Source organism: Acidaminococcus sp. (assembly GCF_050873445.1).
GTDB lineage: Bacteria > Bacillota > Negativicutes > Acidaminococcales > Acidaminococcaceae > Acidaminococcus.
Genome location: NZ_JBNMIU010000022.1, coordinates 23,686 through 31,731, shown reverse-complemented (window position 1 = coordinate 31,731; position 8,046 = coordinate 23,686). Strand labels below are relative to the sequence as shown.

Annotated in this window: 4 protein-coding genes, 1 CRISPR repeat array and 1 riboswitch; of the genes, 3 read left to right on the top strand and 1 reads right to left on the bottom strand. The window is 54.1% G+C overall.

What is annotated here, in order from left to right:
• Positions 1 to 430: a CRISPR direct-repeat array (repeat unit 32 nt; unit sequence GTCGCACCCCTTGCGGGTGCGTGGATTGAAAC).
• A gap of 681 nt (positions 431 to 1,111) precedes the next feature.
• A complete protein-coding gene (locus ACR0QW_RS05380) occupies positions 1,112 to 2,347 on the bottom strand; it encodes a MerR family transcriptional regulator (RefSeq protein ID WP_432642687.1) in 1,236 nt (411 codons plus the stop codon).
• Positions 2,348 to 2,577: 230 nt separating this feature from the next.
• Here ACR0QW_RS05380 and hisD point away from each other — a divergent pair, with 230 nt between their 5' ends.
• The 3 genes from hisD (at position 2,578) to mgtA (ending at position 7,981) form a co-directional block, all read left to right on the top strand.
• On the top strand, positions 2,578 to 3,837 hold the full coding sequence (gene hisD, locus ACR0QW_RS05375; RefSeq protein WP_432642686.1) for a histidinol dehydrogenase: 1,260 nt from the start codon (positions 2,578 to 2,580) through the stop codon (positions 3,835 to 3,837).
• A gap of 111 nt (positions 3,838 to 3,948) precedes the next feature.
• Entirely contained in the window at positions 3,949 to 4,746 is a 798-nt protein-coding gene (locus ACR0QW_RS05370; RefSeq protein ID WP_432642685.1) for a class I SAM-dependent methyltransferase, read from the top strand.
• Positions 4,747 to 4,817: 71 nt separating this feature from the next.
• Positions 4,818 to 4,979: riboswitch (M-box (ykoK) riboswitch) on the top strand.
• A 245-nt stretch (positions 4,980 to 5,224) separates the two neighbouring features.
• Positions 5,225 to 7,981, top strand: a complete 2,757-nt coding sequence (gene mgtA, locus ACR0QW_RS05365) for a magnesium-translocating P-type ATPase (RefSeq protein WP_432642684.1) — start codon at positions 5,225 to 5,227, stop codon at positions 7,979 to 7,981.
• Positions 7,982 to 8,046: the final 65 nt, after the last annotated feature.

Sequence of the window (8,046 nt, the reverse complement as noted above, 5' to 3'; positions counted from 1 at the left end):
GTCGCACCCCTTGCGGGTGCGTGGATTGAAACCCGGAACGAGGTTTTCCGTGTCGGCGTGGGTGAAGTCGCACCCCTTGCGGGTGCGTGGATTGAAACAATCCAGTACTGGGAGAAGGGAGAGCATCTCCCCCCGTCGCACCCCTTGCGGGTGCGTGGATTGAAACGGATATGGAATGGACGCTACCACTCCTTCCCCCGGTCGCACCCCTTGTGGGTGCGTGGATTGAAACTTCTACCCAGTTCCCTGGCGGCCAGAAGCCGCTTGGTCGCACCCCTTGCGGGTGCGTGGATTGAAACTGTGAGCGATGCAAAGAACACCCAGGCAAATGCGTCGCACCCCTTGCGGGTGCGTGGATTGAAATCTGAATGTTGAATAATTTACTGCTAACATTGTTAGTCGCACCCCTTGAGGGTGCGTGGATTGAAATCGCATGAACTGATTTGTGTCTTTATTTTATGCTGTCGTTGCAGTTAGATTGTAAAACCACCTGATAAAATCAGGTGAGCATAGTATAATGGTGTTGAAAGAAGATGCGAGATATGAAAGATATTTGCCCAATGTGTGGGAAAAGCAGAGTTGGAACTTTTGATGTTTGCCCTGTATGTGGGTGGTCTAATGATTTTGTCCAGGCTTGAAGATCCCGACTTTAAGCACGGCGATAACACCATGTACCTCAACGAAGCCAGGAAAGCCTGGAAAGAGGGCAGGGAGATTTACTAGAGAATCAAGAAAGCTTTCCTGGTCTGTAAATTGAATAACTGATTTTTCACCGTCCTTTCGAGGGCGTTTTTTTTGTTGCTCATCGGCTGACACTTGATAAAATCTACCCAAAGAATCAGAAATCCCATAAACAGGAGTATACTGTCAAGTCCGGGTTCATTTGTTCCATAGAGCCGGAGAATTTTAAGGTTGGAGTTCCCGAGACCGGAATGGGGGATGGCCGGATTCAAAAAGGTGATGAGGGTAACATGCCGAAAGATATGGTTACACAGTATTTAACCACCTCTACCCAGTAATATAGATACTTCCTGCAAGTTATACAGCCACTGGGATTAGCTCTCTGGGCGACTTTGATTCGGACGCCCCTTATGGGTCGTCCCTACGAATGCTATCTTCTCCTCCCTGCATACGGATACAGGAACAATTTCTCACCCTTCTGATGGAAGCCGAAACCTATGTTGTTGCCGGAATCCAAGCTGGGGCCGTCGTTTTCATACTGCTCCAGGGTAAATCCCCATTTTTCCAGGCTGCGCTGGAAATAGGGAAGATTGAAGTTGTGGGGGCTGCACTTGGGGTAGGTGGAGAGCAGGGTTTCCATGGATTTCCGGCCGCCTTCAAAATAGAAGTAGGTGCCCAGGATCCTTGCATTTTTCCGAAGGAGGGGCAGCAGTTCTTCGTAGAAGAAGGTGGGACGGTAAAAATTGTGCTCGTTGGCGGCGAAGAAGTCCAGGTTCAGGTCCACGCAATGGGGCAGCAGGGGCAGCTGCAGTGTACTGTCGGCAATGTACAGGATATTCAGGGGATGGCCTTCCTGTTCCATGAGTTTCTTGTACATGGAGAGGGTCTCGGGGTACTTGTCCACGATGATGTACTGGCCGCTTTCAGGGAAATGGCTCTGCTGGGTGTAGAGAAAGAACCAGGCGTTCACGTAGGTTTCCAGCACTACTTTGCTTTCCAGGCCCATGCTGTCCAGCTGACGGTTCATGAAGTTGTAGGCCTGCTGGAACAGGCTGATCATGTCGGCGGGCAGGTCTTTGTACATGAGCCGGTGCACATCGGGGGTATCATCATTGTCGGTGTAGCGGTTTTCCGTCACCAGGATGCCATCCCGGATGTGGGCCTGGTAGCCGCATTCGCAGGCCAGGTCAGCCTGGTAGATGTACCGGGTGTCCATGGATACGTCCGATAATGCCAGGGCCCTGCGGCAGTGTGGGCAGGCCAGCAGGCCCAGCATGGACAGAGGGACGCCCACCTTTCGGGACGGTCCCTTTTGTCTGGCTGCCAGTTCTTTGATCCTCTGGTTCAGACCTTCTACCTGGTTCTGCACTTTCGTAAGTTCCTGCTGGCATTTCTTTTTCTGATGCTGATAGATGGTCAGCAGTTCTTCCCGGATGTCGGCATTTTCCCCGTCGGTGATCCGGTGCAGAGAAAGAATGTGATGAATTTCCGCCAGGGTGAATCCCAATTGCTGCAGGGAAAGGATGGTATCCAGGTCGTGGAGGGTATCCGCATCGAAAATATACTGCTTGCCCGACTTGGGAGGAACCAGCAGCCCATAGTTGATGTAGTAATAGAGATGATCCCGGGAAATCCCATATTTTTTGCCTGCTTGACCGATTTTCATGATGAGGATTCCTTTCTGCAAAAGCCTTTTTTCACAGTATACATCAAAAGTTGTAGTTAGCTCAACGTTTTTTGTGCTTTACCGAAGAAAAGCAGGTTGACATGGAGCGTACTGGAACTGGTATACTTTGGGCATGGTCGGGAGGGGACGATGGAATCGCATTTTCGGGTCTGGCCCTTGCATTTGGGTGCCAGCTCTTTATAATGGATGAAGAGAAGGGAGATATACCAATGAAATATATCAAAGAAGGCAAAGAACGGACCAAGGAAGATCGGCGGGAGCTGCGCAAGACAGTATCTGCCATCATCGACGACGTGGTAAACGACGGGGATGCCGCCCTGAAAAAATATAGTGAGAAATTCGACGGCTATGTGCGGGATACGTTCCGCGTGAGCAGGGAAGAAATCCAGGCAGCTTATAATCAGGTGCCGGCCCAGGACATCAAGGATATGAAGGCGGCTCTGCACAATCTGAGGGCTTTTGCCGAAGCCCAGCGGGCCACCATCAAGGAACTGCCCGACTTTGAACCCATGCCGGGGATCCACTTGGGACACCGGGTACTGCCGATGCAGTCCTGCCTGTGCTACGTGCCGGGCGGCCGGTTCCCCCTGTATTCTTCGGCCATGATGTTGATTACGCCGGCCAAGGTGGCTGGGGTGAAGCGGATTGCGGCGGCTTCTCCTGTGGCACATGGGACGGGGCACATCAATGTGCACACTCTGGTGGCCATGGATCTGGCCGGGGCCGATGAAATCTATGCCATTGGCGGAGTGCAGGCCATTGCGGCTTTTGCCTATGGTACGGAAACCATCAAGCCGGTGGATATGATCGTAGGTCCTGGCAACCAGTTCGTGGCCGAAGCCAAACGGCAGTGCTACGGCCAGGTGGGCATCGATTTTGTGGCCGGACCCAGTGAAGTGCTGGTGATCTGTGATGATCAGGCTGACCCGAAGGTACTGGCAGCGGACCTGCTGGCCCAGGCGGAACACGATCCCAACGCCAAGGCCATCCTGCTGACCACCAGCGAACGGGTGGCCAACGAAACCATCAGGGCAGTGGAAGAAGAACTGTCCTGGTTGCCTACGGCCAGGATTGCCCGGCAGAGCTGGGATACTTTCGGCGAAGTAGTGCTGCTGGATAATCTGGATGAAGCCATTGACAAGGCCAACAGCTATGCACCGGAACATCTGGAAGTGAACCTGAAGGATGCGGACGGGGTCATCGAAAAGCTGCACAACTATGGTTCTCTGTTCATCGGCGGCAATACGGCGGAAGTGTTCGGGGACTATGCTTCCGGCACCAATCATACCCTGCCCACGGTGAAGGCGGCCCGGTATACGGGCGGGGTGTATGTGGGTACGTTCCTGAAGACCTGTACGCACCAGAGCATGACGGCAGAAGCCAGCAGGAAAATCGCACCCCTGGTGAACCGTATGGCTAAGGGTGAAGGACTGGAAGGCCACGCATTTGCGGCTAAGTGCCGGTTTTAAGGAAAAAGGGGCTGTGTTTCGCCACAGCTCCTTTTTCTGTGCTTAAAATGATTACATTTGTGCTATAATAAGAACCACCGAAAGGGTATGAATTTCTTGGAGGTGATCCTTATGAAACCGGATTATAAAAACTGGCTGCCGGAAACAGTATTGCATACAGGAATCAAGCGGACGGCCATACCGCTGATTCTGGGTCTTGTGTTCGGGGTATTTGGATTGGGCATCCTGCCCACGCCCATCCGGCTGGTGCTGATCTTCGTTTTTTCCATGGCCACTTTCTGGTTCGGTTATAAAACGTACTGCTGGTACGGGGCATACCAGGATTTCGACCTGAACAACCCTCGCAGCATTGCCTGGAAGGTGATTTCCGGGGTGGCCGGCAAGGTGGATCTGCCGCCCAGGGCCAAGGTACTGGATATTGGCACAGGCAGCGGAGCGCTGGCTCTCGCTATTGCCCGGCGGCATCCCGATGCCATGATCATCGGCACGGATCCCTGGGATCAGAAGGTGACGCCGGGCATCGACCAGAAGCTGTGCCAGTCCAACGCCAGGGCAGAAGGCGTGAAGCATACGGTATTTATGTACGGCATCGCCCAGAAGATAGAGTTCCCGGATGAAACCTTCGATGCCGTGGTGAGCAACTATGTGTACCATCATGTGCAGGGCATGGATCGGGTGGATGCCATCCTGGAGGCCCTGCGGACTGTAAAAAAAGGCGGGGTGTTTGTGATCCACGACATCATGACCAGAGGGTTTTACGGGGACAAGAACATTTTGCTGAAACGGGTGTTGGAAAGCGGCGTCCGGGAGGCAGAACTGATTCCCACGGATGATGGCGCGTTCCTTACTCCGGCAGAAGCGGAGAAGAGTATGCTGAAGGGGTCTTGTTTGTTGATCGGGCGGAAATGAAAGAATAAAAAAGAAAAATGTAATAAACTTGACAAATTTCTATTTATTGGTTATAGTGTAGCTATCAAATGAATCGTGTCCGGTAGGCAAGGCTCCTACAGGGATATGGACTGCTGCCGCAACAGGATGGAGACATCCCGCGTAGGTCTGAACAGGCTGCGTCAAACAAGAAGGCGCCGCATAATGCAGTTTCACCGCCCTGTAGAGTTAAAGCTCGTACGGTGGCAATGGAACTGTTTCCATTGAAGAAAAAAGATTTTTTCGCCGTTCGGGTTGTTGCCCGGACGGCGTTTCTTTTGTCAATCTTAAGTCCTGGAAAGGTGGTGGGAAGGCATGGACAGTGCCAGCGGAAGCGGTCGATTATACAGGCCGGGGTACGGAAGAAGCGGGTCTGGAAAGTCCTGCCTTTCACGCCCGGACTGAATTGACAGCTTCCTAAAGAGGGGAACGAGCCCCGCAATTCTTTAGGAGGAACAACATGAAAAAAGCAAACTACAATCTGAAATTCCAGGCGGCTTCTCAGGAAACCCAGAACGTCCTGAAACAGATGGCCGGACTGGAAAAAAACGAGCTGCTGCAGAAACTGGGCTCTGCGGATCAGGGCCTGACTCCGGATCAGATCGAGAAGAACCGGGATACCTACGGCGAAAACAAAGTAACCCGGGAAAAGGAAAAGTCTCTGCAGGAACGGCTGGCGGAAGCCTTCATCAATCCCTTTACGGTGATTCTGTTCGTGCTGGCCGGGGTTTCCACAGTGACGGATATCATCCTGCCCTGGCGGGCGGGAGACTGGGCCAGCTTCAACCCGGTGACCGTGGGTATCATCCTGATCCTGCTCCTGGTTTCCGGCTGCCTGCGGTTCATCCAGGAAGCCCGCAGCGGGGATGCGGCAGCGAAACTGCTGGAACTGATCACCACTACGTGTACGGTGATCCGGGAGGGCAAACGTCAGGAAGTTTCCCTGCAGGATGTGGTGGCAGGGGACCTGGTATTCCTGTCCACCGGCGATATGGTACCGGCGGATCTGCGGATCCTGGAAGCCAGGGACCTGTTTGTGAGCCAATCTTCTCTCACCGGCGAAAGCGCCCCTCAGGAAAAGGTGCCGGCGGTAGTGGCAAACAGTGGTGACAAGGCTGTGACGGAACTGGACAACCTGGCCTTTATGGGAACCAATGTGATTTCCGGTTCAGGTACAGGTGTGGTGCTGCGCACGGGGGATAAAACCCTGTTCGGCAGCCTGACCAGCTCCATGGCCCAGGAGGCTCCGGAAACCAACTTTACCAAGGGCGTGAATTCCGTATCCTGGGTGCTGATCCGCTTCATGATGGCCATGGTGCCTGTGGTCTTCTTCGTGAACGGCATCACCAAGGGGGACTGGGTGGCGGCCTTCCTGTTCGCTATTTCGGTGGCAGTGGGCCTGACTCCGGAAATGCTGCCCATGATCGTGACCACCTGCCTGGCCAAAGGTGCCGTTTCCATGTCGGAAAAGAAGACGGTGGTGAAAAACCTGAATTCCATCCAGAGCTTCGGGGCCATGGATGTGCTGTGTACGGATAAGACCGGGACCCTGACCCAGGACAAGGTGGTGCTGGAATATCACCTGGATCCCCAGGGCCGGCCAAGCCAGCGGGTGCTGCGGTATGCATATCTGAACAGCTACTTCCAGACCGGATACAAGAACTTTATGGACCGGGCCATTATCATGAAGACCGAAGAAGAGGAAAATGCAGATCCCCAGCTGCTGGATCTGTCCGAGAACTATAAGAAGGTGGACGAGATTCCCTTCGATTTCGCTCGCCGGAGACTGTCGGTGGTGGTTACCGATCCCAGGGGCCGGACCCAGATGATCACCAAGGGAGCCGTAGAAGAGATGCTGCAGGTATGCGGTTATGTGGAACAAAACCATGAACCGCTGCCGCTGACGGACGGACTGCGGGAAAAACTCCGCAGCGTGGCGGACCATCTGAACGAAGAAGGCATGCGGGTAATCGCCCTGGCCCGGAAAATCGATCCCTCTCCGGTGGGAGCTTTTGGGGTGAAGGATGAGAACGGCATGGTGCTGCTGGGCTATCTGGCTTTCCTGGATCCGCCCAAGGACAGTGCGGCCCAGGCCATTGCGGCATTGAAGGAACACGGAGTCACTACGAAAGTATTGACCGGGGATAATGAAAAGACCACCCGGTGCATCTGCCGACAGGTGGGGCTTCCGGCAGAACACATTTTGCTGGGCAGCGACCTGGACAAGATGGATGAGAAGACCCTGGAAAGCGAAGTGGAACGGACTACGGTGTTCGCCAAACTGTCACCGGACCAGAAAGCTCGGGTGGTGGAGGCACTGCAGGCAAGGGGCCATACGGTAGGCTTTATGGGTGACGGCATCAATGATGCTCCGGCCCTGAAGAATGCGGATATCGGGATTTCGGTGGACAGCGCCGTGGATATTGCCAAGGAAAGCGCCGATATCATCCTGCTGGAGAAGAGCCTGCTGGTGCTGGAACAGGGCATTGTGGAAGGACGCAAGACCTACGCCAATATGATCAAGTATATCAAGATGACAGCCAGTTCCAATTTCGGGAACATGTTTTCGGTACTGGCGGCCAGCGCATTGCTGCCGTTCCTGCCCATGAGCAGCCTGCAGCTGATCATCCTGAACCTGCTGTACGAAATCTCCTGCATCGCCATCCCCTGGGACAACGTGGATGAGGAGTATCTGAAAGTACCCCGGAACTGGGATGCCGGCAGCATCGGCAGCTTCATGCTGTGGCTGGGGCCTACCAGTTCGGTGTTCGACTGGATCACCTATCTGGTGCTGTATTTCGTGATTTGCCCCCAGCTTGTCAGCGGCGGGGTCACATTCCATCATATCCCGGCGGGGACGAAGATCGCAGCCGGGGCCTTTGCGGGACTTGACGTGCGGCAGGCCTATATGGCGCTGTTCCAGGCCGGATGGTTCGTGGAATCCATGTGGACCCAGACTCTGGTCATCCATATGATCCGGACACCGAAAATCCCGTTCATCCAGAGCCATGCATCGGCTGTCCTGACCATGCTCACTACCGGCGGGATTGCTGTCTGCACCCTGCTTCCGTTTACAGGGAGCCTGGGCAGAGATCTGGGGTTCCTGCCATTGCCGGGGGTGTATTTCGGGTTCCTGGCGCTGGTAGTGCTGGCGTACATGATGCTGGCCACCAGCATCAAGAAGGCGTATATCCGGCATTATGGGAGCCTGCTGTGAACGGGTAAGTGTCAATTGCAACGTTGAACGATGAAATGAATCCTTTTTGATAATCGAATCCTGTG